Raw genomic sequence first — 24657 nt, 5'->3', positions numbered from 1 at the left:
TGGGCCGACCGCCGTCTCTTTGGCATGATCGAGCTTCCGGAACGTCCATGGCAGCAAGCGCATTCTCGAGGGAGGTCGGCCCAGGTGATCCTCACGGTCACGCTGAACACCGCTCTCGACATCACGTACCGCGTACCGTCTCTCCGGCCGCACGCCTCCCACCGCGTCTCCGAGGTGACGGAACGCCCCGGCGGCAAGGGCGTCAACGTGGCCCGGGTGCTCGCGGCGCTCGGGCACGAGGTGACGGTGACCGGTTTCACGGGCGGGGCGACGGGGCGGGTCGTGCAGGAGAAGCTCGCGGCGGTCCCGGGGGTGGCGGACGCCCTGGTGCCGGTCAGGGGCGCGACCCGCCGCACGATAGCCGTGGCCGACTCCCAGACCGGCGACACGACTCAGCTCAACGAACCGGGCCCCACGATCACGCCCGCCGAGTGGTCGGCCTTCCAGGAGGCCTACGAGGACCTGCTCCCGTCCGCCTCAGCGGTGGCCCTGTGCGGCAGCCTGCCGCCGGGCGTGCCGGTGGGGGCTTACGCGGGCCTGGTCCGGACGGCCCGGTCCTTCGGGGTCCCGGTCCTCCTCGACACCAGCGGCGAACCCCTGCGCCGGGGCGTCGCGGCCCGCCCGGACATCATCAAGCCGAACGCCGACGAACTGGCGGAACTGACCGGCTCCCACGAGCCCCTGCGCGCCACCCAGGACGCCCGCCGCCGGGGCGCGGCCGCGGTCGTGGCATCCCTCGGCCCCGAGGGCCTCCTCGCCGCCACCCGAGAGGGCCGCTGGCGAGCCACCCCACCGACCTCCGTACCGGGCAACCCGACGGGCGCGGGCGACTCGGTGGTCGCGGGCCTGCTGTCGGGCCTGCTGGACCACCTCCCCTGGCCGGACCGCCTGGCCCGGGCGACGGCCTTGTCGGCGGCGACGGTGCAGGCGCCGGTGGCCGGGGAGTTCGACCGGGGGGTGTACGAGGACCTGCTGGGGAGGGTGACGGTTTCGGGGGAGGTCAGCGCGGCCTGAGTCGGGTACGCCGAAACTCACCTGTGCGGTGACCCTTCAGACAACGACTGGCTCAAGGTCAAGTGGGCCGGCAAGACCGGCTGGGTCGCTGCCATGTGTGTCGAAGCCGGACGAATCCGACAGCGCTGAAGATGACGCAGATGCTCCTGGACTAGTCCTTGACCTGGCCCGCCTTCAGCCACAGCTGGTCCAGGAGGACGTTGCACTTGTCGCCTTCCTCGCAGGACAGCGTGATGGTGTTGGTGCCCTTGTTGAGGGTCGGCCAGGCGTAGGTCTTCGTCCAGCCCTTGGTGAAGTCGCCGTCCGAGGTGTGGGTGAAGTTGCCCAGGTTGAGCTTGTTGCCGAACGGCTTGCCGTTGACGGTGAGGGTCATCTCCTGATCCTCGTCCACCGTGCTGTAGCGGGCGAAGACGGTGTAGGCGCCGTCCTTGGGGACACCGTTGACGGTCCAGGTGACCGAGGAGCCGACCTGGTTGAGGTTCCCGACGTAGATGCCGCCGTCGGACTGGGCGCCCTTGACGTCCTGGGCGAGGGCCGCGCCACCGCCGAGACGAAGCGCCTTGGCGTCGATCTTCGGGAGTTCCTCCTGGGCCGCCCCGCTCTTGCTGCTCGAAGGGCTCGGCTTCGGCTCCTGGGACTGCGTCGGGGTCGTGCCCGCCTGGTCGCCGGAGTCGTTCTGGTCCTTGTCGCCGCCCAGCATGGCCACGCCGATGCCTATAACGACCGCGGCGACCACCGCGATCGCGCCGATCAGCAGGCCCTTGGTGTTCGGCCCGCGGCCACCCCGGCCACCACCGCCGCCCGGCACCTGCTGCTGCGCGGTGGGCGCACCGCCGGGCAGCGTCTCCGGTGCCGCGTAGTGCGCGTTCGGCTGGTTGTAGCCGCCCTGCTGCTGGGGGACCTGCCCATAGGGCGCCGTCTGCGTGTTCTGCGGCTGCTGGCCGTACTGGCGTGTGCCGACCGCCCGCACCCGGTTGACCGAGTTCGGGTAGCCGTAACCCCCGGACGGCGGCTGGGCCCCGTTGGCCTGCCCGTCGGCGTAGAGATAGCCGAACGGGTCGTCGTCCTCGGGCGTGCTCGCGCCGTTGTTGCCGGGCGTCATCCCTTGGTCTCCTCAGTCAGGTGCAGTGCAATGCGGTACGGGTCGTGAGAGAGCGAGCCTACCCGCTCCCAGTGACCCAAACGGGTGACTCAGACCGCATCAACTCGCTGACCTCGGGCTCACCCGGCGCGTCTGTGTTGTTTGGGACGAGATCGTTTCTCGACGTACATCCGCTCGTCAGCGGATTTCAACACTTCGTCCGCCGTCATTCCACAATGTGCCCATCCGATGCCGAAGCTGGCGCCGACCCGGACGGCCCGCCCCTCGGCCCGGATCGGCTGGATGATCTCGTTGCGCAGCCGTACGGCGAGGTCCTGTGCGTCGGCGCGGCCCAGCCCGTCGGCGAGGATGACGAATTCGTCACCACCGAGCCGGGCGACGGTGTCGCCGTCGCGGACGCCGTTGCTCAGCCGACGGGCGACCTCGATGAGGACCGCGTCACCCGCGTTGTGCCCGAACCGGTCGTTGATCGACTTGAAGCCGTCGAGGTCGCAGAAGAGGACGGCGAGGCCCTTGGTGCCGTCGTCGTGGTCGCCGTCCGGGGCGACGGTGTGCACATGGTGGTCGTAGGCGTCGAACGGCTCGGTGCCCGCTCCGAAGTCGAAGGCGTGACCGATCGCGTCGAAGGCGGGGTGGCCGTAGGCCGCGTCGTGCGACTCCACGATGCCGGGGTGCGCGGGCGCCGCGCGCTGGCACAGCCGGGCGGACAGGCGGGAGCGCAGCTCGGCGGAGTTCGGCAGGCCCGTGAGCGAGTCGTGGGAGGCGCGATGGGCGAGCTGGAGCTCGCGGCGCTTGCGCTCCTCGATGTCCTCGACGTGGGTGAGCAGGAAGCGCGGGCCGTCGGCGGCGTCCGCGACGACGCTGTTGCGCAGGCTGACCCAGACGTAGGTGCCGTCCCGGCGCCCGAGGCGGAGCTCGGCCCGGCCGCCCTCGGCGGAGGTGCGCAGGAGCGTGCCTATGTCCTCGGGGTGGACCAGGTCGGAGAACGAGTAGCGGCGCATCGCGGACGCGGGGCGGCCGAGCAGCCGGCACAGGGCGTCGTTCGTGCGCAGGATCCGGCCGTGCTGGTCGCCGCCCATCTCGGCGATGGCCATCCCGGACGGGGCGTACTCGAAGGCCTGCCTGAAGCTTTCCTCGCTCGCCCGCAGCGCCTGCTGCTCGCGCTCCAGCCGGACGAGCGCCCGCTGCATGTTGGCGCGCAGCCGGGCGTTGCTGATCGCGATGGCGGCCTGGAAGGCGTACATCTGGAGCGCCTCGCGGCCCCAGGCACCGGGGCGGCGGCCGTTGCGCGGCCGGTCCACGGACAGCACGCCGATCAGCTCGCCGCAGGCCGCGCTGCCCTGCGGGCCGGGTGCGTACATCGGCGCGAAGAGCCGGTCGGCCGGGTGCCACTCGTCCTCGAAGCGGGGGGCGGGGCCGTCGGTGTACCACTGCGGGACGTCGTCGTCGTCGAGGACCCAGCCTTCGGTGTGCGGTATGAACACGAGGTCGCCCCAGTGCTCGCCCATGCCGAGGCGGCGTTCCCAGGACTCGCGCGAGCCGACGCGGCCGGTGATGAGGGCCTCGGCGGCCGGGTTCCCGGCGAACGCGGCGACGACGAGGTCGCCGTCGGGCCGTACGAGGTTCACGCACGCCAGCTCGTACCCGAGGGCGGCGACCACGCCCTCCGCGACGGTCTGCAGTGTGTCCGCCAGGCTGCGGGCCGTGTTCATGTCGGCCATGACCTGGTGCAGTTGCCGCAGGGACGCAAGGCGGACGTAGGGTTCCGACTCGGTCTCCATGCTCGCCCTCCCCCCGAGACCTCGCAGCGAATCAAGGGTTCTCATCGGCGTATCGTCCTGGCAGCTTCCCAGCCACTGAATCACAGCGCGCTGCCCACTCGGTACACAGGGTCAACAATTCCCGCCCCTTGTGACTCAAGTCACAGGCAAACCTGAACAATTGAGTGGAGTTTCTGCGTTCTTCACGTGCGGCTACCGAACGCAAACTTTGCCAGGTTGCGCACAAATATCCCCCAGCGTTCGTCAGGGGCCCGGCAGTGGCCCGTCAGGGGCCCTGTCAGTGGCCCGTCGGGAGCCCGTCGGGAGTCCTAGGACCGTGATCGGGCGGGAGCCCGATGCGGGGCGTCCGGGGCGGTGACTAGCGTTTCGGGCGTGCCGAACACTCCCGCTGCCACGTCCCCGATCATTCCGTCGCCCGCCTCCGGGCATGCTGAGGGGGTGAGCAACGACGAGTTCCGCGCCGCCATGTCCCGGCTGGCCTCGGGCGTGGTCCTGGTGACCGCGCAGGAGCCGCCGCTCGACCCGGACGACCCCTCGGCGCCGGGCAGCGAGGACGTGGGCATGACGGCCACGGCCTTCATGTCGGTGTCCCTGGACCCGCCCCTGGTGCTGGTGAGCCTGCGCGAGGGCTCCCGCATGGACGAGCTGCTCGACGAGCAGCCCCTGTGGGCGGTCTCGGTCCTCTCCGAGAGCCAGCGCCACATCGCGGGCCGCTTCGCCATGAAGGGCCGCGTCAGCGACCGCCTGCTCTTCGCGGACATCCCGTACACGCGCGGCGAGTACACCGGGGCGCCCCTGGTCGGCGGCGCCCTGGCCGTCCTGGAGTGCCGCACGGAGCAGCGGGTCCGGGCCGGCGACCACACCCTCGTCATCGGCCGCGTCCTGACGGCCCGCGTCCCGAGCGCGGAGGGGGGCCCGCTGACGTATTTCCGGGGCCGCTACCGGCAGTTGGGCTGAGGAAACCGGTGGCCCGGCGGTGATCGGCCCTCCTAGGGTGCGCGCATGACCACGACAGGCCCGCGTCTCGAAGAGATCACCCCCGCGAACCTCGACGCCGCCCTCGGCATCGCCGTCCGTCCCGACCAGGAGCACGCGGTCTCCCCGGTCGTGAAGTCACTCGCCGAGGCCTACGTCCATCCGGGCGTCGCCTGGCCCCGCCTGATCGTCGACGGCGACCGCCCGGTCGGCTTCCTCATGGCCTTCCTCGACATCGACTGGTACGAGGACGGCAGCGTCCGCCGCTCGGGCCTGTGGCGGCTGAACATCGCGGCCGGGGAGCAGGGCCGGGGATACGGCCGTTTCGCCGTGGACTCCGTCGCCGCCGAGCTGCGCCGGCGCGGCACCGAGCAGCTCTACGTCACCTGGCACCCCGGCCCCGAGGGCCCGGAGGACTTCTACCTGGGGCTCGGTTTCCGCCGGAACGGGGAGACCAGCGGCGGCCAGACGGTCGGAGTGCTGGAGCTGAAAGGCAGACGGGAATCGTCAGACAGGTCCTAGCTCCAGCCCTGCGCCGAGCGGCCCCGCTTGGTCTCCGAGCGCTGCTTCTTCTCGCGCAGGCGCCGCTCGTTGATGCCCCGGGGGATCCGGGTCGGCTTGCGGGGCTTGGGCGGCGGCGCGGTGGCCTCGGCCAGGAGCGCGGCGAGGCGTACGGCGGCGGCCTCGCGGTTGCGCCACTGGGAGCGGTGCTCGGAGGAACGTACGGTGACGACCCCGTCGACCAGGCGCCCGGCCAGCCGTTCCAGCGCCCGCTTCTTCCACACCTCGGGCAGCGCCTCGGTCCTCGCCAGGTCGAAGCTGAGCTCGACCTTCGAGTCACTGGTGTTGACGTGCTGCCCGCCCGGCCCCGACGACCGCGAGAAACGCCACATGAGCTCGGCCTCGGGCAGGGAGACGGAGCCGCGGATGACGTGGGGACCAGACATGCCGTCCATGTTCCCGCTCCTGTCCGGTCCACGTCACCCGAATAATCGCGGGTAAAGAAAGTAAAGGACCTGGAACCTCGCGGACCCCTCTCCACGTTCATGGGGGTAGCTGTAGCTTCTTTGCCGTACGTAAACGAGGGAAGGGACTCCCAACAATGGCTGTAAGCCTGTCCAAGGGTGGCAACGTCTCGCTCACCAAGGAGGCTCCGGGCCTGACCGCCGTCACCGTGGGCCTCGGCTGGGACGTCCGCACCACCACCGGCACGGACTTCGACCTCGACGCGTCCGCGATCGCGGTCAACACGCAGGGCAAGGTCTACTCGGACGCCCACTTCGTCTTCTTCAACAACAAGCAGACGCCGGACAACTCCATCGTCCACACCGGTGACAACCGCACGGGTGAGGGCGCCGGCGACGACGAGGCGATCAACGTCAACCTCGCCGCCCTCCCGGCCGACATCGACAAGATCGTCTTCCCGGTGTCCATCTACGACGCCGAGAACCGCTCGCAGAACTTCGGCCAGGTGCGCAACGCCTACATCCGCATCGTCAACCAGGCCGGCGGCGCCGAGATCGCCCGCTACGACCTGTCGGAGGACGCCGCCACGGAGACGGCCATGGTCTTCGGCGAGCTGTACCGCAACGGCGCGGAGTGGAAGTTCCGCGCGGTCGGCCAGGGCTACGCCTCGGGTCTGGTCGGCATCGCCCAGGACTTCGGCGTGAACGTCTGACGGACGCCCTCACCCGTGGCGGAAGTCCCCGGCGCCGGTCCATCGGCCCGGGGGCTTCCCCGTCCCCGGCCCGCCCGCGATACGTTCCCGACGTGATCCTCGACCCCCTTCTCCCGCCACCCCCCGGCGACTCCCTCCCCGAACCCCTCCTCGCGGAGCTCACGGCCCTCTACGCCTCCAACCACGCGTTCCACACCCTCACCGGCGACTTCCCCGACCCGCACCACATCCGCCCGGAGCAGGTGGCACACGCCCTGTCGGAGGAGTGGACCCAGCCCGGCACCGAGGTGCTGCTCGCCCGCAGCTTCGGCGGCCTGACCGGGATCGCGATCACCCTCGCCCACCACCCGGACCCCGCCGACCCGGACCCCTGGATCGGCCTGTTGATGGTGGACGCGAGCCGGCACGGCCAGGGCCACGGCCGCCGCCTGGCCACCCTCGTGGAGGACCGCTTCCGCGCGGCGGACCGCACTGCCGCCCGCCTCGCCGTCCTCGACGACAACCCGCAGGCGCTGGCCTTCTGGACCGCCCTCGGCTACGAGGTCATCGACCATCGCGAGGACCTGCAGATGAAGCGCCCGTGTGCGGTGCTCCGCAAGGAACTCAGCGCGCCTTAGCGCGCCCTCAGGGCCGCTCCGGCTTGCCCTCCCCGTACAGCCAGTCCTCCCAGATCGCGTGGAAGTCCTTCCCGGGCGCCTGCTTCTCGACGTACGCCGTGAAGTCGCCTGTGTCGGCGTTCCCATGGCGGTGGGCCGCCGCCCAGCCCCGGAGGATGTCGCCGAACGCCTCGTCACCGACCGTCTGGCGGACCTTGTGGAGGACCATGGCGCCGCGCTGGTAGACGGGCGCTCGGGAGAGGTGCGCGGCGTCCGGGGGTTCCGCGGGCGGGAAGGACCAGAGGTCCTCGTAGGTCCTCTCCCCGTGGTCGTACAGCGCGTCGAAGGTCTCCTGCGCGCTCTTCCCGCCGTGGTCCTCCTGCCACATCCACTCCGCGTACGTCGCGAACCCCTCGTTCAGCCACATGTCCCGCCAGCTCTCCGGCGTCACGGAGTCGCCGTACCACTGGTGGGCGAACTCGTGGACGAGGAGCGTGATGCCGGGGGCGCCGGGAAAGACGGGGCGCGTCTGGGTCTCCAGGGCGTAGCCGGCGTCGGCCACCCGGTCGACGATCGCGCCGGTGGAGGAGAAGGGGTACGGGCCGAACCGCCGCTCCGCCCAGCGCAGGACCTCGGGGATGCGCGCGAGGACCGCGCGGCTCTCCTCCTTCTCCGCGGGGTCGACGGCCGTGTACGAGGGCAGACCGTCCCGGGCGGTGGAGCGGCTGATGTCGAAGTCGCCGATGGCGAGTGTCGCGAGGTAGCTCGCCATCGGCTCGGCGGTGTGCCAGATGAACGTCGTCCGGCCCCGCGCGGTCCTCTCGCCGCGCAACTCCCCGTTGGACACGGCCCGCAGCCCGTGCGGCACGGTCACCGTGAGGTCGTACGCCGCCTTGTCGGACGGGTGGTGGTTGCCGGGGAACCAGGCCATCGACCCGGTGGGCTCGCCCAGCGCGAGCGCCCCGTCCGTCGTGCGCAGCCAGCCCTCCTGGGAGCCGTCCGGGTCGGTGACGGTCTCGGGCGCCCCGGAGTACTCGACGGTCACGCGGAACGTCTCGCCCTGACCGAGATCCTCGCGCGGCCGGACGGTGAGCTCCTGCCCGGCACGGTTCCAGCGGGCGGTCTGGCCGCCGACGGTGACCTTCCCGGCCTTCAGACCGAGCAGGTCGAGGTTGAAGGCGGAGAGGGTCTCGTTGGCCCGGGCGGTGAGGGTGGCCGTGCCGGTGAGGTGGTGTGCGTCCGGGTCGTAGGCGAGGCGCAGGCCGTAGTGGGTGACGTCGTAGCCGCCGTTGCCGGCCTTCGGGAAGTACGGGTCGCGTACGCCGGAGCCGCCCGGGGTGCCGTGCACTCCGCCGCCGCACGCGGTGACGGCGAGGGTGCAGACGAGCAGGGCAGGGACAAGACGTACAGTTCGGGCCACGATCGCGATCTTATGGGCGCGTGACACCATCACACCCGTGCTCGACATCGGCTACGCCCTCTCCAACCGCTTCCCCGACCCACCGCAGACCGACTACCGCCGTGCGGACGTCCACGCCCTGCGGCACGACCTGTTCTGTGGTGACGTCTACCTGGCGGACACCGAACAGGACCGGGAGTTGTCCACAGCCTGGGGATGGGTGCCGGTGCTGGACTTCGCGTGGGCGCTGTGCGACATCGTGGAGCGGATCGACCGGGACCCGGCGGGCTCCCGGGCGTCCCGGCCGCAGCGGGCGGAGCTGGACTTCACCGAGTCGACCGACCGGATGCTCTTCGAGCGCCGCTTCGGGTGGGTGGACATCGAGGCCGACTGGATGCCGGCGGAGGAGGCTCCCCTGACCTTCTCCCACGCCGAACTGCGCCGCGAGGCCCGCGACTTCCTGCACGACCTCCTGGCCGACCTCACGGACCTGCACGAGGATCTCGCCGAGAACCCGGCGATCTGGACGCTCCAGGCGCGTTTCCCCCGTCTTCCGTGAGCACCCGCCTTCCGTGAAGATCCGCCTTCCGTCACCCTTGCTCCCGGGGCCCCGTGCGGGCCGCCGCTGAGTCGGGTGCCGCTCGCCCCGGGCCGTCAGTCCTCCACCCTGATCCCCCACTGCACGGCCAGCACCGGCGCCAGGTCCAGCAGCTGGCCCGTACTGATCACCGCCCCGGACAGCCGGTCCAGCCCCCGGCTGATCTCCAGTGACACGGCCCCGCGCAGATCGACGTCCTTGAGGGTCGCCGCCTGGAGGTCGGCGCCCTTCAGCGCGCAGTCCACGAACTCCACGCGCTCCAGGCGGGCACCGCCGAAGTCCGGCTCGACGAGGACGCAGCCCTCGAAGACGACGTCTCTGAGCCGGGCCATGCGCAGGTTCAGATAGTCGATCTTGCCGCCGCGGATCAGCACCCGCTCCAGCACCGCCGCGTGCATCTGCGTCCCCCCGAGGCGGGCGTCGATCAGCTCGACGTCGCGCAGCGTCGCCTCGGCGAGGTCGGTGCCGACGCCCCGGACACCCGTGAGGACCGAGTCCAGGACGGAGGCGTGCCGCAGCCGGACCTCGTCCAGCGCGCACTCCCTCAGGGCGCAGTCCAGGAAGCGGGACCCCGACCCGTCCTGCCCCGCGAAATCCGCCCCCTGGAACTCCAGGCCGTCGTGGTCCCCGTCCGGCTCCAGCCCGCCGCCCGTGAACGGCTCCAGCGCCGGCAGCCGGATCTCCGGTCGCCGCGCCGCCTTCACCCGCGTACCGCCCGCGCCCCTGCCGCCCGCCGTACTCCTCACCATGCGCCCATGCTGCATCACGCCACTGACACCAGCCCCTGACCTGGGAGGCAACGGGCCATGTCACATTCCGGGGCCGTCGGGCGGTCGTACTCCCAGAAGAGTGCCGAAGAGTGTCGTCGAGCCCAGGGAGACCTCCAGCCATGCACCGCATCACCGTCGTCGGCGGCGGCTTCGCCGGCCTGACCGCCGCCATCACCGCCGCCGAGGCGGGCGCCAAGGTCACCATCCACGAAGCCCACCACACCCTCGGCGGCCGGGCCCGCACCGCCGAGGGCCCCTACCGCACGAACGAGGGCCCGCACGCCCTCTACAACGGCGGCCCGCACTGGGCCTGGCTCAAGCAGCGCGACCTCATAGGGCCGCTCGCCCCGCTCCCGCCCCTCGAGGCCGCCCGGCTGCGGCTGCGGCACCACGGCGCGCTGCGCCGCACCCCGCCCTTCCCGATGCTGAAGCTGCTGCGCCGGACCGCCGAACAGGCGCCCGTGGACGCCGACTTCCTGACCTGGGCGACCGGCATCGCCGGCGAGGAGGGGGCCCGGGCCGCCGCCCACTACTCGGCCGTCGCCCTCTTCCACCACGACCCCGGTTCCCTGTCGGCCGCGTTCGTGCAGGAGCGCCTGCGCCGCGCCACCAAGTTGCCGCCCGAGGCGCACTACCCGCGCGGGGGCTGGGCCACCCTGATCGACCGGATGGCCGCCCGCGCCTGGAACCTGGGCGTGCGGATCGAGACCCTGTCCCGCGTCGACACGCTCCCCACCGACACGCCGGTCGTCGTCGCCACCTCCCTCGACGCCGCCCGGCGGCTGCTCGGCGACGACTCGCTGACCTGGCCGAGCGGCCGTGCCGTCCTCGTCGACCTCGCCGTGCGCACCCGGCGCGGGGACGCCTTCGTGGTCTCCGACCTCGACGCGCCCGGCTGGCTCGAACGGTTCACCGCCCAGGACCGCAGCCTCGCCCCGGCCGACGAGCAGCTGATCCAGGGGCACCTCCCCATCGCCCCGCACGAGTCCAAGGCCGACGGCACCGCCCGCGCCGAGCAGTTGCTCGACCTGGGCTTCCCGGGCTGGCGCGAGCGCGTCACCTGGCGGCGCGAGGCCGTCGCGAACGGCCGTACGGGCGCGGTGGACCTGCCCGGCACCAGCTGGCGCGACCGGCCCTCCGTGGACCGGGGCGACGGTGTCTACCTCGCCGGCGACCAGGTCGCGGCCCCGGGCGTGCTGTCGGAGGTCTCCTTCAACAGCGCCCTGACGGCGGTGTCCCTGGCCCTCGGCCGGCGGGAGCTTGACCTCAAGCAAGCTTGAGGTTGAAGGCTGGCCTCAGACCGCTACGACACGAGGAGCCCCGATGCACGCCATACGCCTGCACGCCTTCGGCCCGGCCGAGAACCTCACCTACGAGCAGGTCGAGGACCCGCGGCCGGGCCCCGGCCAGGTCCGTGTCGCCGTACGGGCGGCGGGCGTCCACCTCCTGGACACCGCCCTGCGCGAGGGCGGAAAGGGACCGGCGCCCGAGCCGACGCCGCTGCCCACCATCCCGGGCCGCGAGGTCGCCGGCGTCGTCGAGTCCCTGGGCGAGGGCGTCGCGGACCTGTGGCTCGGCAAGCGGGTCGTCGCCCACCTCGGCTTCGTCCCCGGAGGCTACGCCGAACTGGCCGTCACCGAGGTCGAACGACTGCACGAGATCCCGCAGAACCTGGATTTCGCCGAGGCCGTCGCCATGATCGGCACGGGCCGTACGACGATGGGGATCCTCCAGTTCGCCGAGCTCGGCCCCGACTCGGTGGTCATCGTCCCGGCCGCGGCCGGCGGCATCGGCACGCTCCTCGTGCAGTACGCCGAGAACGCCGGCGCCACCGTCGTCGGCCTCGCGGGCGGGCCGGAGAAGGTCGCCCGCGTGCAGGCGGCCGGCGCCGATCTCGCCGTCGACTACAAGGACCCGGCCTGGCCCGCGAAGGTCCGTGCCCACCTCGGCGGCCGGGCCGCGACCGTGGTCTTCGACGGCGTAGGCGGCGACGTGGCCCGCGAGGCCGTCGCCCTGCTCGGCCCCGGCGGCAGGCACATCGTCTTCGGCTGGTCCGCGGAAGGCATCCAGGACGGCGGCCCCTACCTCGTCGACGGCGTCTCAGAACAGGTCCTCGGGCCCGTGATGCTCCGGAAGGCCGGCGGCCCCGACCCCGTACGCACCCTCGAACTGCGCGCCCTCACCCAGGCCGCCGCCGGCCGGCTCACCCCGGCCGTACAACGCTTCCCGCTGCGCGAGGCCGCGGCCGCGCACCGGGCGCTGGAGACCCGGGGGACGATCGGGAAGGTGGTCCTGGAGCCGTGACGCGACGCCCGGCCGGACCGGCCGGCTCTGGGCATTCCAGCCGGGCTTAATTCACATGACCCGCCCGGCGCACCCCACTACCGTGCCCAGAGTGATCGACATTCCCAGGGCACTGGCAGCGTCACAGGAGAAGTACAACGGCGAGGCGGGCCGCGCCTTCATCGAGGAACTGCCGGACCTGACGGCCTGCTTCCTCGACCGCTGGGGACTGGAGCCCGACGGGCAGCCCATGCACGGCGTGTCCGCCCTGGTCCTCCCGGTCCGCCGCGCCGACGGCAGCACCGCGGTCCTCAAGCTCCAGATCCTCGACGAGGAGAGCGAGGGCGAACCGGTCGCGCTGCGCGTCTGGGACGGCGACGGAGCGGTCCGTCTCCTCGACCACGACGAGCCCACCGGCACGATGCTGCTGGAGCGTCTCGACGAGACCCGGATGCTGTCCCACGTCCCGGACACCCACCAGGCCGTCGTCACCATCGCCGAACTCCTCGCCCACCTCACCTCCTTCCCCGCCCCGCCCGGCATGCGCCGCCTCGGCGACATCGCCCGGGCCATGGTCGACCAGACCCCGTGGGCACTCGACCGCATCCCCGACCCCGAGGCCCGCCGCCTCGTCGCCGACTGCGCCGCCGCCGTACGCGAGGTCGTCGACGAACCCGGCGACCGGCTCCTCCACTGGGACCTCCACGACGAGAACGTCCTCGCCTCCGACCGCGCCCCCTGGCTCGCCATCGACCCCAAGCCCCTGGCCGGCGACCCCGGCTTCGAACTGTGGCCGGCCATCGACAACCGCTACGACCCCGACGACATCCTCTGGCGCTTCGACGCCATGACCGACGTCCTCGCCCTGGACCGCCCCCGCGCCCGCGCCTGGACCCTCGGCCGCCTCCTCCAGAACGCCCTGTGGGACATCGAGGACGGCCGCCCCCTGGACGACGCCCAACTCGAAATCGCCCGCCGCCTGCGCGCCCACAGCGGCTGACCCATGCCCGCCTTCCTCCCCGGCCTGGAACTCTCCCGCCGCTTCTACAGCGATGCCGTACGCCCCCTCCTGGACGAGGCCCTCCCCGGCCTGCCCCACTCGGCCGCGCGCCTCGGCAGCGGCTCCGAGGTCCTCGGCTACGACACCGCACGCTCGGCCGACCACGAGTGGGGCCCGCGCCTCCAGCTCTTCCTTCGCCCGGAGGACGCCGAGACCCACGGCCCCCGCCTCAGCGCCCTCCTCTCCCACCGCCTTCCGAAGACCTTCCTCGGCCACCCCACCCACTTCGCCCGCACCGACGACGACCCGGGCACCGACATCCGTGTCATGACCAGCACCGCCGGCCCGGTCCACCACCGCGTCGACATCACGGATCCCGCCACCTGGTTCACGGCCCGGCTCGGCTTCGACCCGGCCCAGGGCGTCACCACGGCGGACTGGCTGGCCACCCCCACCCAACGCCTGGCCGAGGTCACCGCGGGCGCCGTCTTCCACGACGGCCTCGACCGGCTCACCCCGGCCCGCACCGCCGTCGGCTGGTACCCGCACGAGATCTGGCTGTACGTCCTGGCCTGCCAGTGGAAACGCGTCTCCCAGGAGGAGGCCTTCGTAGGCCGCTGCGGCGAGGTGGGCGACGAACTCGGCTCCGCGATCGTGGCCGCGCGTCTGATCCGCGACCTGATGCGCCTGAGCCTCCTCATGAACCGCCGCTACCCGCCCTACAGCAAGTGGCTCGGCACCGCCTTCACCGCCAACCCCCAGGGCGCGGCGCTCACCCCCACCTTGACCGCGGCCTTGGCGGCCACCGACTGGCACCGATCGTGACCACCGATCAGGCGCTCGCCAGAATCCGGCTGGGCGAACCTCGCGCCGCCGCGGACCTGCTGCACGGTTGTGTGGCCGCCGCGTCCACCACGGGGGGCCGAGTACCGGCGCTGCGCCTGCGCCGGGCCCGCAGGGAACTGAGGCCCTGGCGGCGGGAGGACTGGGTAGCCGACCTTGACGACCATCTCATGGATGTGCTCGGAGCATGACGAAACGCCCCTTGCACGGTAGGCCGTCGCCCACCACGGACTGCGCCCGGGGAGGGAGTGGAGATCGTGACGGATGGGTGGACGCCCATCGGGACGGGGGGATCCGCGGCGGCTGTGCCCACCCGGAGGCCGGTCTCTGGCACATCCGCTCACGCGGGAGCCTCACGGTGAAGGGCAGGCCAGGGATGAAACCTGCCCTGACCTGCCCCTTTGTTGAGCCCCCTGTCGGATTCGAACCGACGACCTACGCATTACAAGTGCGTTGCTCTGGCCAACTGAGCTAAGGAGGCACCGCGTGCTACAACGCCGCGCGCGAGGGCGGCACCACTGTACACAGAGCCCGTTACCCCGAGCCACGACGTTCCGCCCCGCCCGGTCTCACTCCACGGCGTACTCGAAGCGGTACGTCACGGTCGTCTCGCCGTGGGGCGCGGTGAACCCGCCCTTCCCCCGCAGTCCGGCCAGCTCCCCGCTCCCGGAGCCCGGCACCACCTCGAACGTGCAGTGCACCGTCCCGTCCTCGCCGAACCACCCCCGCTCCTCCACGGCGAAGCTCCCCTCCCGCCCGTCGAGCCGGCCGGTGATCAGTTCCATGCCGGTGAAGGAGCCGGTCTTCTGGGTGACGTAGACGATGCTGTACTCGCAGATCGTCGCGGCCGCCTCGATGCCGCCGCTGAAGGTGTTCCGGACGGAGGCGTGGGCGAGCCGCGGGTTCGCCTCCTCGCCCGGGCCGATCACGCGCTCCTGCCAGTCGGCGAAAGTGAAGTGTCCAGTGGTGGTCGCTGTGCCGGGCATGGGTCAAATCCTCTCGATCAGGAAATCAGGAGATCAGCCGACGGCCGGGCCGGCCGTCGAGGAGGACCACTCTCCTCCCCGTACCTGACATCTCCTGTCAGGTACGGGCAGGTACGCCGGACAATGGCCCCCATGCGCGCCGACCGGCTCCTCTCCCTGCTCCTGCTGCTCCAGAACCGCGGGCGGATGACCGCGCCCGAGCTCGCCGCCGAGCTGGAGGTGTCGGTGCGCACGGTCTACCGGGACGTCGAGGCGCTGGGCGCGGCGGGTGTGCCGGTGTGCGCGGATCGCGGGCCGGAGGGCGGCTACCGGCTGATGGACGGCTACCGGACGCGGCTGACCGGTCTGACCGACGCCGAGGCCGGGTCGTTGTTCCTCGCCGGGATGCCCGGACCGGCGCGCGATCTGGGACTGGGAGCGGTGCTGGCCAGTGCCCAGCTGAAGGTCCAGGCCGCGCTGCCGGCGGAGCTGGCCGGGCAGGCGCGGCGGGTGCAGGAGCGGTTCCATCTGGACGCGCCGGCGTGGTTCCGGGAAGCCGATCCGGTGCCGTGTCTGGAGCCGGTGGCGGCAGCCGTGTGGGAGCGGCGGGTGCTGCGGGTGCACTACCGGCGGTGGCGGGGGGAGGTGCGCCGGGAGGTGCGGCCGCTGGGACTCGTCCTCAAGGGCGGCATCTGGTACCTGGTCGCCCTGGCGGAGGAGGCCGTGCGGACGTACCGGGTGTCCCGACTGCTGAGCGTGGAGGAGACCGGGGAGCTCTTCGACCGTCCGGCCGGCTTCGACCTGGCCGCCTACTGGGAGGAGTCGTCCCGGCGGCTGGAGGCCGCCCTGCGGCAGGGTGTCGCCCGGTTGCGTCTCTCGCCCCGGGGGCAGCGGTTGCTGCCGATGCAGTTCGGGGCGGCGGGCGCACAGGCCCTTCAGAGCGCGGGCGCGACGGACGCGGACGGCTGGGTGGAGGTGGAACTGTCCGTGGAGTCGGAGGCCGTGGCGGTCGGGGACCTGCTCCGGCTGGGTCCGGAGGCGGAGGTCCTCGGGCCGCCCGAGCTGCGGCAGGCCGTGGCACGGGCGGTGGCGGCGCTGGCGGACCGGTACGGGCCGCCGTGCAGCCCTTCGAAAATTTCCACGAAGTTCACAGGCCCGGAGGTACTGACAGACAGGTGAACGCCGGGTACCGTCCTGAGCCAGTTCACACGCGTGGACTACACCACAACGGAATCACCGTCGTGGCACCGCCTTCCTACTCGGATCGTCCGGCACGTTCCTGCCGGTAGAAGGGGTTCACTCACCATGGCCACTGTCTCGTTCGACAAGGCGACCCGGATCTACCCGGGTTCCACCAAGCCCGCTGTTGACGCGCTCGACATCGACATCGAGGACGGCGAGTTCCTCGTCCTCGTCGGCCCGTCCGGCTGCGGCAAGTCCACCTCGCTCCGCATGCTCGCGGGGCTCGAGGACGTCAACGCCGGCTCCATCCGCATCGGCGACCGCGACGTCACCCACCTTCCGCCGAAGGACCGGGACATCGCCATGGTGTTCCAGAACTACGCGCTCTACCCGCACATGACCGTCGCCGACAACATGGGCTTCGCGCTCAAGATCGCCGGCGTCAACAAGGCGGAGATCCGGCAGAAGGTCGAGGAGGCCGCGAAGATCCTCGACCTCACCGAGTACCTGGACCGCAAGCCGAAGGCGCTCTCCGGTGGTCAGCGCCAGCGCGTCGCCATGGGCCGCGCCATCGTGCGTGAGCCGCAGGTGTTCCTCATGGACGAGCCGCTGTCCAACCTGGACGCCAAGCTCCGTGTGTCCACCCGTACGCAGATCGCCTCGCTCCAGCGCCGCCTGGGCATCACCACCGTCTACGTCACGCACGACCAGGTCGAGGCCATGACGATGGGCGACCGCGTGGCGGTCCTCAAGGACGGTCTGCTCCAGCAGATCGACACCCCGCGCAACATGTACGACAAGCCCGCGAACCTCTTCGTGGCCGGCTTCATCGGCTCCCCGGCGATGAACCTCGTCGAGGTCCCGGTGACGGACGGCGGTGTGAAGTTCGGCAAGTCGGTCGTGCCGGTGCAGCGCGACGCGATCGCCGCCACCACCGACAAGACCGTCACGGTCGGTGTCCGCCCGGAGCACTTCGACGTGGCCGGTCCGGACGTCGAGCAGGGCCTCGCGGTCACCGTGAACGTCGTCGAGGAGCTCGGCGCCGACGCCTACGTCTACGGCACCGCGAAGGTCGGCGACGAGTCCAAGGACCTCGTGGTCCGCGTCAGCGGCCGTGACGTCCCGGAGAAGGGCAGCCAGCTGCACATCGTGCCCCGCTCCGGCGAGACCCACGTGTTCTCGACCTCTACGGGCGAGCGCCTGTCCGACTGACCCACCCGCAAACGCACAACCCGGGTGAATCACCCGAGTTGACGAAGAGGGCCCCGCAGCGTGCTGCGGGGCCCTTGTCGTTGTCGACAAATACCCCGGCAGACCGGACGTTTCGAGCGGCGTGCGTCAACGCCTTACCCAAAAATGGGCACTCTCTCATCCCCCGAACCGGTGACTAAATGTCTACAAACCATTACCCCGCGCTACCCTCACACGCGTGAAGCACTCCACTAACCAACAGACGCGACGCGGCCGGGGCCCCGCCCGCCGGATCGGCCGCACCCTCGCTTTCGTCCTGCCCGTCGTCCTGGTGCTCTCCGGGACCCTCGCGGTCACCCGAGTCAACTGGTCGGGGAGCACCTCCGACCCGGTGCTCACCGCCGCGGACACCAGCACGTCCGCCGGTACCCCGCGGGCCGCCAAGCGCGCGCCGCAGGACGTCCTGCGCGACACACTGCTGACCGAGCTCCAGGAGGAGAACCCGGGCGTCGCCCTCACCCATCTCCAGCAGGCCGTCAACGGCCGCCCGTCGCTGGCGAAGCACTGCGCGTCCATCGCCCGCGCCCTCGGCGAGGCCGCCGTCCGGGTCTACGGCCCGACGCGCGCCCAGTCCTACGCCCGCCCGGTCTGCGACACCGCCTTCGCCACGGGCGTCGCGGCCGCGCACAGCTGAGCACCCCGCCCTGCCGCCGGACAAGAGAGGTAAGAAGCCGGCAGCGGCTGACGCGAGAACCCTCGTCCGCCGCGGCCCCGGGCGGGACGCCACGTACAGTTCGGTCTCATGAGCGATCCGAGCGCCGCGTCCCGCCCCGTTCAAGCCGTCGTTCTGGCCGGTGGCCAGGGCTCCCGGCTCCGTCCGTACACCGACGACCGGCCCAAGCCGATGGTCGAGATCCCCGGGACGGGGACTCCGATCATCGGCCATCAGCTGTCCTGGCTCGCCGAGGAGGGCGTGACGGACGTGGTGGTCTCCTGCGGCCACCTCGCCGAGGTGCTCCAGAAGTGGCTGGAGACGGCCGATCTGCCCGTCTCCGTCACCACGGTCGTGGAGTCGGAGCCTCTCGGCCGCGGTGGCGGCCTGAAGTACGCCGCCGCGCATCTTCCCCACCCGGACCAGCCCTGGTACGCCACGAACGGCGACATCTGGACCCGGTTCTCGCTGCGTGACATGGCGGACTTCCACACCGAGCGGGACGCCGTCGCGACGCTGGCCCTGGCCCGGCCCCGGCTGCCGTGGGGCGCGGTGAAGACGGACGGCTTCGGCCGCATCACGGACTTCATCGAGGCCCCGCCGTCGACCTTCGAGATCAACGCGGGTGTGTACGTCTTCTCCCCCGAGTTCGCGGGGCTGCTGCCGGACCGGGGGGACCACGAGCGCACGACGTTCCCGCGACTGGCCCGCGAGCGGCGGCTGGCCGGGTTCACGATCCCTCAGGGGTCGTATTGGCGTGCGATCGACACGGCCAAGGACCTGACCGAGGCCGCGAAGGAGCTGGCGGCTTCTGGGCGCTGAGAAGCCCGGGCCCCCAAGGCGGCGAAGGGCCCCGCACCTTCACGGTGCGGGGCCCTTCGCCACCTGCTCTGTCCGCTAGCCCAGCAGGCCGCCCACCAGGCCCGGCCGGCCCGTGGACGAGGAGCCGCCGTCGCCGGAGCCACCGGTCGAGCCCGTGCCGCCGGTCGAGCCCGTGCCGCCGGAGGTGGGGCCCGAGGTGGTGCTCGGGGCCTGACCGGCCGGGGAGGACTGCCGGGGCGGGGCCTGACCCGCGCTGCCCTGCGTCTGGCTGGGCGAGCCGCCGGTGACGGTGCCGGCGTTCCGGGTGGCACCCGGCCTGGTCGTGGTCCCCGCGCTGGGGCTGGCCGAGCCGGCCGTGGCGCCCTGGGTGGGCGAGGAGGAGGCCGACGGGGTCCGCCTGTCGTGCCGCTTGCCGGGTTCGCCCGGGAGCGGGGAGCCGGGCAGTTCGTTGCGCGGCGCCTCGCCCGGGCCGGGGACGACGACCCGGTCGGCGTCGCGGACGGCGCCGCCGAGCAGTGAGCCGACGAGCAGCGTGAGGCCCGTGGCGACGGCGGTGACGAGGGCGCCACGGCGCAGCACGTAGCGGCGCAGGTCCCAGATGTCGGCGCGGGGCCCGAGACGGCGCCAGGCGCTGCCGGCCAGGCGGCCGTCGACGGAGTAGACGGGGGCGCCGGCGATGATCAGCGGGGACCAGGCGGCGAGGTAGATGATGTCGGGGGTCTCGTAGACGGGGACGCTCTTCCAGCTGACGGTGACCAGCAGCGCGGCCGAGAGCAGGGCGCCGAAGCAGGCGGCGACGCGCTGCCAGCAGCCGAGGACCGTCAGGACGCCGACGACGACCTGGGCGAAGGCGATGACCAGTCCGGAGCCGATCGGGTGCTCCAGGGCGAACTGGCGCAGCGGCTCGGCGACTTCCCAGGGGTGCAGGGTGTTGAGCCACTTGACCATGGAGCCGCGCTTGCCGCCGTCGAAGTAGACGGGGTCGCACAGCTTGCCCATGCCGGCGTAGATGGAGATGAAGCCGAGGAAGACGCGCAGCGGGAGCAGGACGACGCCGAGGTTCATCCGGCGGCCCGGGTAGTAGGCGTGCCGTGCCGGGTCGTCGCCGTGACGCTTGGCGGGCCGCTCGGTGTCGTCCGCCTCGGCGGCGAGTTCCTCGAACTGCCCGCCCTCGTAGGCGGGTTCCTCGTAGGCGCTGCCCACCGTGCGCATCGGCGGCAGCAGTCGGGTGCCGTCGGCGGGATCGTGGGTGCGCTGCGGGCCGATGACGGGGGTCTCGACGGTCTGGGTGAGCTCGTCCTGGTGGCCGTCGCCCTCGTAGCCGGTGCCGCCGTAGCCGCCGCCCGGGTATCCGGCGCCGTAGCCCGGGCCCTGCGGGTCGGTGCCCACGCGGGAGATGACCTGGGTGGCCCCGGTGTCCGTGGCGGACTCGTCGGGGTGGCGGACGCTCTCGTGCCGGACGGCCTGGAGGAGCCGGTGCGCGCCGGTGTCGTCGGGCGCGGACTTGCCGCTCCAGACGACGGGCCGGCGGCGGGTGGTGGCCCCGTCCGCCGCGCCCCCGGCGGTGACGACGGGGATGCGGGCGGTGTCCTCGCTGGCGGTCAGATGCCGTGCGACCCGGGGGGACTGGACGCGACGCGTCGAGACGCCCAACTGCACGCGGAAACTCGCGTGATTGACGATGACCTGCGCCGGGTCGCTCGGCACCTTCACCATGCTCAGCGCGGGAGCGTCGTCGAGTCCCGACGAGCGGTCCCCCGTGGGTGTGCGGGGTGTTCTGGTGTCCACACTCATCTAACCGAGTGACGTCCGGATAGGACACTGCTTTGACTCGCCGGATCTGTCCGGACCCCGTCAAGCTTGTCCTCATCGCCCTGCTGTCACCGGAATTAACCCGTACGGGTGAGGCGGCAGACGCCTGTTCAGGCGCGTCGGCGGGCCGCCTCGTAGAGCACGATCCCCGCCGCCACACCGGCGTTGAGCGACTCGGCGCCGCCCGGCATCGGGATCCGCACCCGGAAGTCGCAGGTCTCCCCGACCAGCCGGGACAGTCCCTTGCCCTCGCTGCCGACGACGATGGCGACGGGCCCGCCCAGGGCCTCCAGTTCACCGAGCTCGACCTCACCGTCGGCGGCCAGTCCGACGACCACGATGCCGGCCTTCTTGTACGCCTCCAGCGCGCGCGTCAGGTTGGTGGCGCGGGCGACGGGCGTACGGGCGGCCGTGCCGGCGGACGTCTTCCAGGCACCGGCCGTCATCCCGGCGGCCCGCCGCTCGGGTACGACGACGCCGTGCCCCCCGAAGGCGGAGACGGAGCGGACGACCGCGCCCAGGTTGCGCGGGTCGGTGACACCGTCGAGCGCGACGATCAGCGGGTCCTCGCCGTCGTCGAGGGCGGCCTCGGCGAGGTCCTGCGGGTGGGCGTACTCGTACGGCGGGACCTGGAGCACGAGCCCCTGGTGGTTCAGCCCGTTCGTCATCCGGTCGAGCTCGGGGCGGGGGGCCTCCATGAGGTTGATCCCGCCGCGCTCGGCGGCGAGCTGGAGGGCCTCACGGACGCGCTCGTCGTTGTCGATGAACTGCTGGACGTACAGCGTGGAGGCGGGCACGCCCTCGCGCAGCGCCTCGTAGACCGGGTTGCGGCCGACGACCAGCTCGGACGTGGACTTGCCGCCGCGGCCCCGGGGCGCGGGGCGGCGGGCCGTCTGCCGCGCCTTGGCGTTGGCGACACGGTTCTTCTTGTGTCCCTTGCGCATCTCGGCGGGCGGAGTGGGGCCCTTGCCCTCCAAGCCCTTGCGCCGCTGGCCGCCACTGCCGACCTGCGCGCCCTTCTTGCCGGACATGCGGCGGTTGTTGGCTGCCATGACCTACCTGTCTGTGGGTGCGGTGACGTACTACGACTATGAAGTGTGCCGCCCGGAGGCCCGGGCGGCACAATCGATCTTCCGGATCGCGATCGGGTCAGCGCGGTCCGAGGCTCCAGCGCGGTCCCTGCGGGCTGTCCTCGATGACCAGACCGGACTGGCTCAGCTGGTCCCGGATGGCGTCCGCGGTGGGCCAGTCCTTGCGGGCCCGGGCGGCCTCGCGCTGGTCGAGGACCATGCGGACGAGCGTGTCGACCACGCCGTGCAGGTCTTCGCCTCGGTCGCTCTCCCCGGCCGAGTGGGGGTCGAGCGGGTCCAGCCCGAGGACGCCGAGCATGGCACGGACCTCGGCGAGCCGGGCCACCGCGGCTTCCTTGTCGTCGGCGGCCAGCGCGCTGTTGCCCTGCCGGACCGTGGTGTGCACCACGGCGAGCGCCTGCGGCACGCCCAGGTCGTCGTCCATCGCCTCGGCGAAGGCCAGCGGCACCTCGGCGGCCGGCTCGACGGCACCGGCCTTCTCCACCACGCGCTGCACGAAGCCCTCGATCCGCGCGAACGCCGACTCGGCCTCGCGCAGCGCCTCCTCGCTGTACTCGATCATCGAGCGGTAGTGCGGGGTGCCGAGGTAGTAGCGCAGCACGATGGGGCGCCAGCGCTTGACCATCTCGCTGACCAGGACCGAGTTGCCGAGCGACTTGGACATCTTCTCGCCGCTCATGGTGACCCAGGCGTTGTGCACCCAGTACTGGGCGAAGTCGTCGCCGTAGGCCTTGGCCTGGGCGATCTCGTTCTCGTGGTGCGGGAAGACCAGGTCGAGGCCGCCGCCGTGGATGTCGAAGGCGGTGCCGAGGTACCTGTGCGCCATCGCCGAGCACTCCAGGTGCCAGCCCGGGCGGCCGCGGCCCCAAGGTGTCTCCCAGCTGGGCTCCCCCGGCTTCGCCGCCTTCCACATGGCGAAGTCCCGCGGGTCGCGCTTGCCGGTCTCGCCGGCGCCGGACGGCTGCTGGAGGTTGTCCAGCTCCTGGTTGGACAGCGCCAGGTACTCCGGGAAGGAGCGCACGTCGAAGTAGACGTTGCCGTCGGCCTCGTAGGCGTGCCCGCGCTCGATGAGGCCGCGCATCATCTCGACCATCTCGGTCACGTGGCCCGTGGCCCGCGGCTCGTAGGTCGGCGGCAGGCAGCCGAGGGCGTGGTAGCCGTCGTTGAACGCGCGCTCGTTCTCGTAGCCGATGGCCCACCAGGGGCGGTTCTGGTCGGCCGACTTGGCGATGATCTTGTCGTCGATGTCCGTGACGTTGCGGATGAACGTCACCTCGTAGCCGCGGTACGCGAACCAGCGGCGCATGATGTCGAAGTTCAGACCCGACCGGATGTGCCCGATGTGGGGTGCGGCCTGCACGGTGGCACCGCACAGGTAGATCGAGACACAACCCGGCTTGAGCGGGGAGAAGTCACGGATCTGCCGGGCGCTGGTGTCGTACAGGCGAATAGTCACGGGACCAGGGTAGTAGGCCGTGGGGGGTGTGTGGGGCAGTGTCGTTCACCCGACTCGCACGACCAGCGCCGTCGCCACCGCCATGAGGCCCTCGCCGCGCCCGGGGAAGCCCAGGCCGTCCGTCGTCGCCCCCGACACCGACACCGGTGCTCCCGCCGCCTCCGACAGGAGCTTCTGCGCTTCGTCCCGCCGTTTGCCGATCTTCGGCCTCGGGCCCACCACCTGTACGGCGATGTTGCCGATGCGGAACCCGGCCTCGCGGACGATCCGGGCCGCCTCCGTCAGCAGCGTGACGCCCGACGCGCCGGACCACTCGGGGCGGCCCGTGCCGAAGTGCTGTCCCAGGTCGCCGAGGCCGGCCGCCGAGAACAGCGCGTTGCACGCGGCGTGCGCGACGACGTCCGCGTCCGAGTGGCCGGCCAGGCCCGGCCCCTCGCCCTCCCACTTCAGGCCGGCGCACCACAGTTCGCGCCCCTCCTCGAAGGCGTGGATGTCGGTGCCGATGCCGACCTGGGGCAGCGGCATCCCGGGCATCGCGTCAGAAGCCATCGTTGAGCCTCCTGCGGGCCAGGACCGCCTCCGCGAGCACCAGGTCCAGGGGCCGGGTGACCTTGAACGCCTCCTCGTGGCCGGGCACCGCCACGACCGTGAGGCCGAGCTGCTCGACCATGCCGGCGTCGTCGGTGACGTCCCCGGTGACCGTCTCGTGCGCCCGTACCAGCGTCGCCCGGTCGAAGCCCTGCGGTGTCTGCACCGCCCGCAGCCGCGCGCGCTCCGGCGTGGCGACCACCGGCTCCGGCTCGCCGGGGGCCTGGGCGGGCTCGACCTGCTTGACGGTGTCGGCGAGCGGCAGCGCCGGGACCACGGCCGGGGCGCCCTCGCGGACGGCCTCGATCACGGCGTCGACCGTGTCCACCGGCACCAGCGGCCGGGCCGCGTCGTGCACCAGCACGATGTCGTGGCCGGGCGGCAGCGCGTCCAGGCCGAGCCTCACGGACTCCTGGCGGGTCCGTCCGCCCGGTACGACGAGGAAGTCGGTCCGCTCGGGCAGCGCGTGCGCGTCGAGCAGCGACTTGACCTCGGCGGCACCGTCGGGCGGGGCCACGACGACGACCAGCGAAACGGCGCGGGAGGCGGCCATCGCGCGGACCGCGTGGATGAGCATGGGAGTGCCGCCCAGCGCGCGGAGCGCCTTGGGGGCGCCCGGGCCGAGCCGGACACCACGGCCGGCGGCCGGGATCACGGCCGCCGTACGGGCTGCCGAGGGGGCGGCCGACGGCGTGGGGCGGGAATCGTCAGACATCGGTTCCTGTCAGGTTTGTGTGTTGCCCTGGCGTGGGTATGGCCTGGAGGAGTGCCGGGCGCGACGCGCTCGACCGGACCCTTC

The 24657-nt window shown here is 72.1% G+C and carries 26 protein-coding genes and 1 tRNA gene; 15 read left to right on the top strand and 12 right to left on the bottom strand.

The window, feature by feature from the left end:
* The first annotated feature begins 84 nt into the window (after positions 1–84).
* On the top strand, positions 85–1014 hold the full coding sequence (locus tag SCNRRL3882_RS22415; RefSeq protein WP_010035980.1) for a 1-phosphofructokinase family hexose kinase: 930 nt from the start codon (positions 85–87) through the stop codon (positions 1012–1014).
* 151 nt (positions 1015–1165) lie between these two features.
* On the opposite strand, the gene SCNRRL3882_RS22410 is transcribed toward SCNRRL3882_RS22415, so the two are convergent.
* Entirely contained in the window at positions 1166–2116 is a 951-nt protein-coding gene (locus SCNRRL3882_RS22410; protein WP_010035983.1) for a hypothetical protein, read from the bottom strand.
* A gap of 119 nt (positions 2117–2235) precedes the next feature.
* Entirely contained in the window at positions 2236–3897 is a 1662-nt protein-coding gene (cdgB, locus tag SCNRRL3882_RS22405; protein ID WP_010035985.1) for a diguanylate cyclase CdgB, read from the bottom strand.
* Between the two features lie 372 nt (positions 3898–4269).
* Between cdgB and SCNRRL3882_RS22400 the strand changes: the two genes are divergently transcribed.
* Both SCNRRL3882_RS22400 and SCNRRL3882_RS22395 read left to right on the top strand, forming a co-directional pair.
* Positions 4270–4854: a flavin reductase family protein gene (locus SCNRRL3882_RS22400; RefSeq protein WP_029180906.1), complete on the top strand. Its 585-nt coding sequence runs from the start codon at positions 4270–4272 to the stop codon at positions 4852–4854.
* Between the two features lie 45 nt (positions 4855–4899).
* A complete protein-coding gene (locus SCNRRL3882_RS22395) occupies positions 4900–5394 on the top strand; it encodes a GNAT family N-acetyltransferase (protein WP_010035991.1) in 495 nt (164 codons plus the stop codon).
* On the opposite strand, the gene arfB is transcribed toward SCNRRL3882_RS22395, so the two are convergent.
* Positions 5391–5828 (bottom strand): alternative ribosome rescue aminoacyl-tRNA hydrolase ArfB, encoded by a 438-nt coding sequence (gene arfB / locus SCNRRL3882_RS22390; protein ID WP_029180907.1) that lies wholly within the window; start codon positions 5826–5828, stop codon positions 5391–5393. The two genes, SCNRRL3882_RS22395 and arfB, sit on opposite strands and share 4 nt — an antisense overlap.
* Positions 5829–5974: 146 nt before the next feature.
* Here arfB and SCNRRL3882_RS22385 point away from each other — a divergent pair, with 146 nt between their 5' ends.
* Both SCNRRL3882_RS22385 and SCNRRL3882_RS22380 read left to right on the top strand, forming a co-directional pair.
* Complete coding sequence (locus tag SCNRRL3882_RS22385) at positions 5975–6550, top strand: TerD family protein (protein ID WP_010035999.1); 576 nt, start codon at positions 5975–5977, stop codon at positions 6548–6550.
* Between the two features lie 92 nt (positions 6551–6642).
* Positions 6643–7167: a GNAT family N-acetyltransferase gene (locus SCNRRL3882_RS22380; protein ID WP_010036001.1), complete on the top strand. Its 525-nt coding sequence runs from the start codon at positions 6643–6645 to the stop codon at positions 7165–7167.
* 7 nt (positions 7168–7174) lie between these two features.
* On the opposite strand, the gene SCNRRL3882_RS22375 is transcribed toward SCNRRL3882_RS22380, so the two are convergent.
* Positions 7175–8596: a M1 family metallopeptidase gene (locus tag SCNRRL3882_RS22375; RefSeq protein ID WP_063738894.1), complete on the bottom strand. Its 1422-nt coding sequence runs from the start codon at positions 8594–8596 to the stop codon at positions 7175–7177.
* Between the two features lie 7 nt (positions 8597–8603).
* On the opposite strand from SCNRRL3882_RS22375, the gene SCNRRL3882_RS22370 reads away from it, so the two are divergent.
* Positions 8604–9104 carry a hypothetical protein gene (locus SCNRRL3882_RS22370; RefSeq protein ID WP_010036006.1) on the top strand — a complete coding sequence of 167 codons (501 nt, stop codon included), beginning with the start codon at positions 8604–8606 and terminating at the stop codon, positions 9102–9104.
* 95 nt (positions 9105–9199) lie between these two features.
* Here SCNRRL3882_RS22370 and SCNRRL3882_RS22365 read toward each other — a convergent pair whose 3' ends face one another.
* Complete coding sequence (locus SCNRRL3882_RS22365; protein ID WP_231911157.1) at positions 9200–9892, bottom strand: pentapeptide repeat-containing protein; 693 nt, start codon at positions 9890–9892, stop codon at positions 9200–9202.
* A gap of 140 nt (positions 9893–10032) precedes the next feature.
* On the opposite strand from SCNRRL3882_RS22365, the gene SCNRRL3882_RS22360 reads away from it, so the two are divergent.
* From SCNRRL3882_RS22360 to SCNRRL3882_RS22340, 5 genes are read left to right on the top strand one after another with little or no spacing between them, the layout of a single operon-like run.
* Entirely contained in the window at positions 10033–11193 is a 1161-nt protein-coding gene (locus SCNRRL3882_RS22360) for an FAD-dependent oxidoreductase (protein WP_010036010.1), read from the top strand.
* Positions 11194–11236: 43 nt separating this feature from the next.
* A complete protein-coding gene (locus tag SCNRRL3882_RS22355) occupies positions 11237–12217 on the top strand; it encodes a zinc-binding dehydrogenase (protein ID WP_010036012.1) in 981 nt (326 codons plus the stop codon).
* Positions 12218–12272: 55 nt separating this feature from the next.
* On the top strand, positions 12273–13196 hold the full coding sequence (locus tag SCNRRL3882_RS22350; protein WP_029180909.1) for an aminoglycoside phosphotransferase family protein: 924 nt from the start codon (positions 12273–12275) through the stop codon (positions 13194–13196).
* Positions 13197–13199: 3 nt separating this feature from the next.
* Complete coding sequence (locus SCNRRL3882_RS22345; RefSeq protein WP_010036014.1) at positions 13200–14021, top strand: DUF4037 domain-containing protein; 822 nt, start codon at positions 13200–13202, stop codon at positions 14019–14021.
* Positions 14018–14230, top strand: coding sequence for a hypothetical protein (locus tag SCNRRL3882_RS22340; protein WP_331852847.1), 213 nt, complete (start codon positions 14018–14020; stop codon positions 14228–14230). Before SCNRRL3882_RS22345 ends, SCNRRL3882_RS22340 begins: the two co-directional genes overlap by 4 nt.
* 216 nt (positions 14231–14446) lie before the next feature.
* Here the strand turns inward: SCNRRL3882_RS22340 and SCNRRL3882_RS22335 are convergent.
* Positions 14447–14520, bottom strand: a tRNA-Thr gene (locus tag SCNRRL3882_RS22335).
* Positions 14521–14608: 88 nt separating this feature from the next.
* The gene (locus tag SCNRRL3882_RS22330) at positions 14609–15025 is read right to left on the bottom strand and encodes a DUF3224 domain-containing protein (RefSeq protein ID WP_010036017.1); all 417 of its coding nucleotides are present in this window, start codon (positions 15023–15025) and stop codon (positions 14609–14611) included.
* Between the two features lie 123 nt (positions 15026–15148).
* Here SCNRRL3882_RS22330 and SCNRRL3882_RS22325 point away from each other — a divergent pair, with 123 nt between their 5' ends.
* From SCNRRL3882_RS22325 to SCNRRL3882_RS22310, 4 genes are all read left to right on the top strand, one after another.
* Positions 15149–16183 (top strand): helix-turn-helix transcriptional regulator, encoded by a 1035-nt coding sequence (locus SCNRRL3882_RS22325; protein ID WP_010036020.1) that lies wholly within the window; start codon positions 15149–15151, stop codon positions 16181–16183.
* Between the two features lie 126 nt (positions 16184–16309).
* Positions 16310–17398: an ABC transporter ATP-binding protein gene (locus SCNRRL3882_RS22320; protein ID WP_010036022.1), complete on the top strand. Its 1089-nt coding sequence runs from the start codon at positions 16310–16312 to the stop codon at positions 17396–17398.
* 217 nt (positions 17399–17615) lie between these two features.
* Entirely contained in the window at positions 17616–18071 is a 456-nt protein-coding gene (locus SCNRRL3882_RS22315; RefSeq protein ID WP_010036025.1) for a hypothetical protein, read from the top strand.
* Positions 18072–18179: 108 nt separating this feature from the next.
* Entirely contained in the window at positions 18180–18911 is a 732-nt protein-coding gene (locus tag SCNRRL3882_RS22310) for a nucleotidyltransferase family protein (protein ID WP_010036026.1), read from the top strand.
* 75 nt (positions 18912–18986) lie between these two features.
* Here SCNRRL3882_RS22310 and SCNRRL3882_RS22305 read toward each other — a convergent pair whose 3' ends face one another.
* The 5 genes from SCNRRL3882_RS22305 to ispD form a co-directional block, all read right to left on the bottom strand.
* On the bottom strand, positions 18987–20705 hold the full coding sequence (locus SCNRRL3882_RS22305) for a DoxX family membrane protein (RefSeq protein WP_029180910.1): 1719 nt from the start codon (positions 20703–20705) through the stop codon (positions 18987–18989).
* A gap of 128 nt (positions 20706–20833) precedes the next feature.
* A complete protein-coding gene (gene rlmB, locus SCNRRL3882_RS22300; protein ID WP_010036029.1) occupies positions 20834–21775 on the bottom strand; it encodes a 23S rRNA (guanosine(2251)-2'-O)-methyltransferase RlmB in 942 nt (313 codons plus the stop codon).
* A gap of 97 nt (positions 21776–21872) precedes the next feature.
* Positions 21873–23270: a cysteine--tRNA ligase gene (gene cysS / locus SCNRRL3882_RS22295; RefSeq protein ID WP_010036036.1), complete on the bottom strand. Its 1398-nt coding sequence runs from the start codon at positions 23268–23270 to the stop codon at positions 21873–21875.
* 45 nt (positions 23271–23315) lie between these two features.
* Positions 23316–23819 (bottom strand): 2-C-methyl-D-erythritol 2,4-cyclodiphosphate synthase, encoded by a 504-nt coding sequence (ispF, locus tag SCNRRL3882_RS22290; RefSeq protein WP_029180911.1) that lies wholly within the window; start codon positions 23817–23819, stop codon positions 23316–23318.
* Positions 23809–24573: a 2-C-methyl-D-erythritol 4-phosphate cytidylyltransferase gene (ispD, locus tag SCNRRL3882_RS22285; protein WP_010036041.1), complete on the bottom strand. Its 765-nt coding sequence runs from the start codon at positions 24571–24573 to the stop codon at positions 23809–23811. Before ispD ends, ispF begins: the two co-directional genes overlap by 11 nt.
* Between the last annotated feature and the right edge of the window lie 84 nt (positions 24574–24657).

The organism is Streptomyces chartreusis NRRL 3882 (assembly GCF_900236475.1).
GTDB lineage: Bacteria > Actinomycetota > Actinomycetes > Streptomycetales > Streptomycetaceae > Streptomyces > Streptomyces chartreusis_D.
The sequence above is the reverse complement of the archived record's forward strand: the minus strand, read 5'-3'. Positions and strand labels throughout refer to the sequence as shown.

What these genes read in the sequence shown, in the direction of transcription:
- SCNRRL3882_RS22410 (WP_010035983.1), bottom strand. Translation starts at nt 2,116, where the DNA reads ATGACGCCCGGCAACAACGGCGCGAGCACGCCCGAGGACGACGACCCG.
- cdgB (WP_010035985.1), bottom strand. Translation starts at nt 3,897, where the DNA reads ATGGAGACCGAGTCGGAACCCTACGTCCGCCTTGCGTCCCTGCGGCAA.
- SCNRRL3882_RS22395 (WP_010035991.1), top strand. Translation starts at nt 4,900, where the DNA reads ATGACCACGACAGGCCCGCGTCTCGAAGAGATCACCCCCGCGAACCTC.
- arfB (WP_029180907.1), bottom strand. Translation starts at nt 5,828, where the DNA reads ATGGACGGCATGTCTGGTCCCCACGTCATCCGCGGCTCCGTCTCCCTG.
- SCNRRL3882_RS22385 (WP_010035999.1), top strand. Translation starts at nt 5,975, where the DNA reads ATGGCTGTAAGCCTGTCCAAGGGTGGCAACGTCTCGCTCACCAAGGAG.
- SCNRRL3882_RS22375 (WP_063738894.1), bottom strand. Translation starts at nt 8,596, where the DNA reads ATGGTGTCACGCGCCCATAAGATCGCGATCGTGGCCCGAACTGTACGT.
- SCNRRL3882_RS22365 (WP_231911157.1), bottom strand. Translation starts at nt 9,892, where the DNA reads ATGGTGAGGAGTACGGCGGGCGGCAGGGGCGCGGGCGGTACGCGGGTG.
- SCNRRL3882_RS22360 (WP_010036010.1), top strand. Translation starts at nt 10,033, where the DNA reads ATGCACCGCATCACCGTCGTCGGCGGCGGCTTCGCCGGCCTGACCGCC.
- SCNRRL3882_RS22355 (WP_010036012.1), top strand. Translation starts at nt 11,237, where the DNA reads ATGCACGCCATACGCCTGCACGCCTTCGGCCCGGCCGAGAACCTCACC.
- SCNRRL3882_RS22350 (WP_029180909.1), top strand. Translation starts at nt 12,273, where the DNA reads ATGACCCGCCCGGCGCACCCCACTACCGTGCCCAGAGTGATCGACATT.
- SCNRRL3882_RS22345 (WP_010036014.1), top strand. Translation starts at nt 13,200, where the DNA reads ATGCCCGCCTTCCTCCCCGGCCTGGAACTCTCCCGCCGCTTCTACAGC.
- SCNRRL3882_RS22330 (WP_010036017.1), bottom strand. Translation starts at nt 15,025, where the DNA reads ATGCCCGGCACAGCGACCACCACTGGACACTTCACTTTCGCCGACTGG.
- SCNRRL3882_RS22325 (WP_010036020.1), top strand. Translation starts at nt 15,149, where the DNA reads ATGGCCCCCATGCGCGCCGACCGGCTCCTCTCCCTGCTCCTGCTGCTC.
- SCNRRL3882_RS22320 (WP_010036022.1), top strand. Translation starts at nt 16,310, where the DNA reads ATGGCCACTGTCTCGTTCGACAAGGCGACCCGGATCTACCCGGGTTCC.
- SCNRRL3882_RS22310 (WP_010036026.1), top strand. Translation starts at nt 18,180, where the DNA reads ATGAGCGATCCGAGCGCCGCGTCCCGCCCCGTTCAAGCCGTCGTTCTG.
- SCNRRL3882_RS22305 (WP_029180910.1), bottom strand. Translation starts at nt 20,705, where the DNA reads ATGAGTGTGGACACCAGAACACCCCGCACACCCACGGGGGACCGCTCG.
- rlmB (WP_010036029.1), bottom strand. Translation starts at nt 21,775, where the DNA reads ATGGCAGCCAACAACCGCCGCATGTCCGGCAAGAAGGGCGCGCAGGTC.
- ispF (WP_029180911.1), bottom strand. Translation starts at nt 23,819, where the DNA reads ATGGCTTCTGACGCGATGCCCGGGATGCCGCTGCCCCAGGTCGGCATC.
- ispD (WP_010036041.1), bottom strand. Translation starts at nt 24,573, where the DNA reads ATGTCTGACGATTCCCGCCCCACGCCGTCGGCCGCCCCCTCGGCAGCC.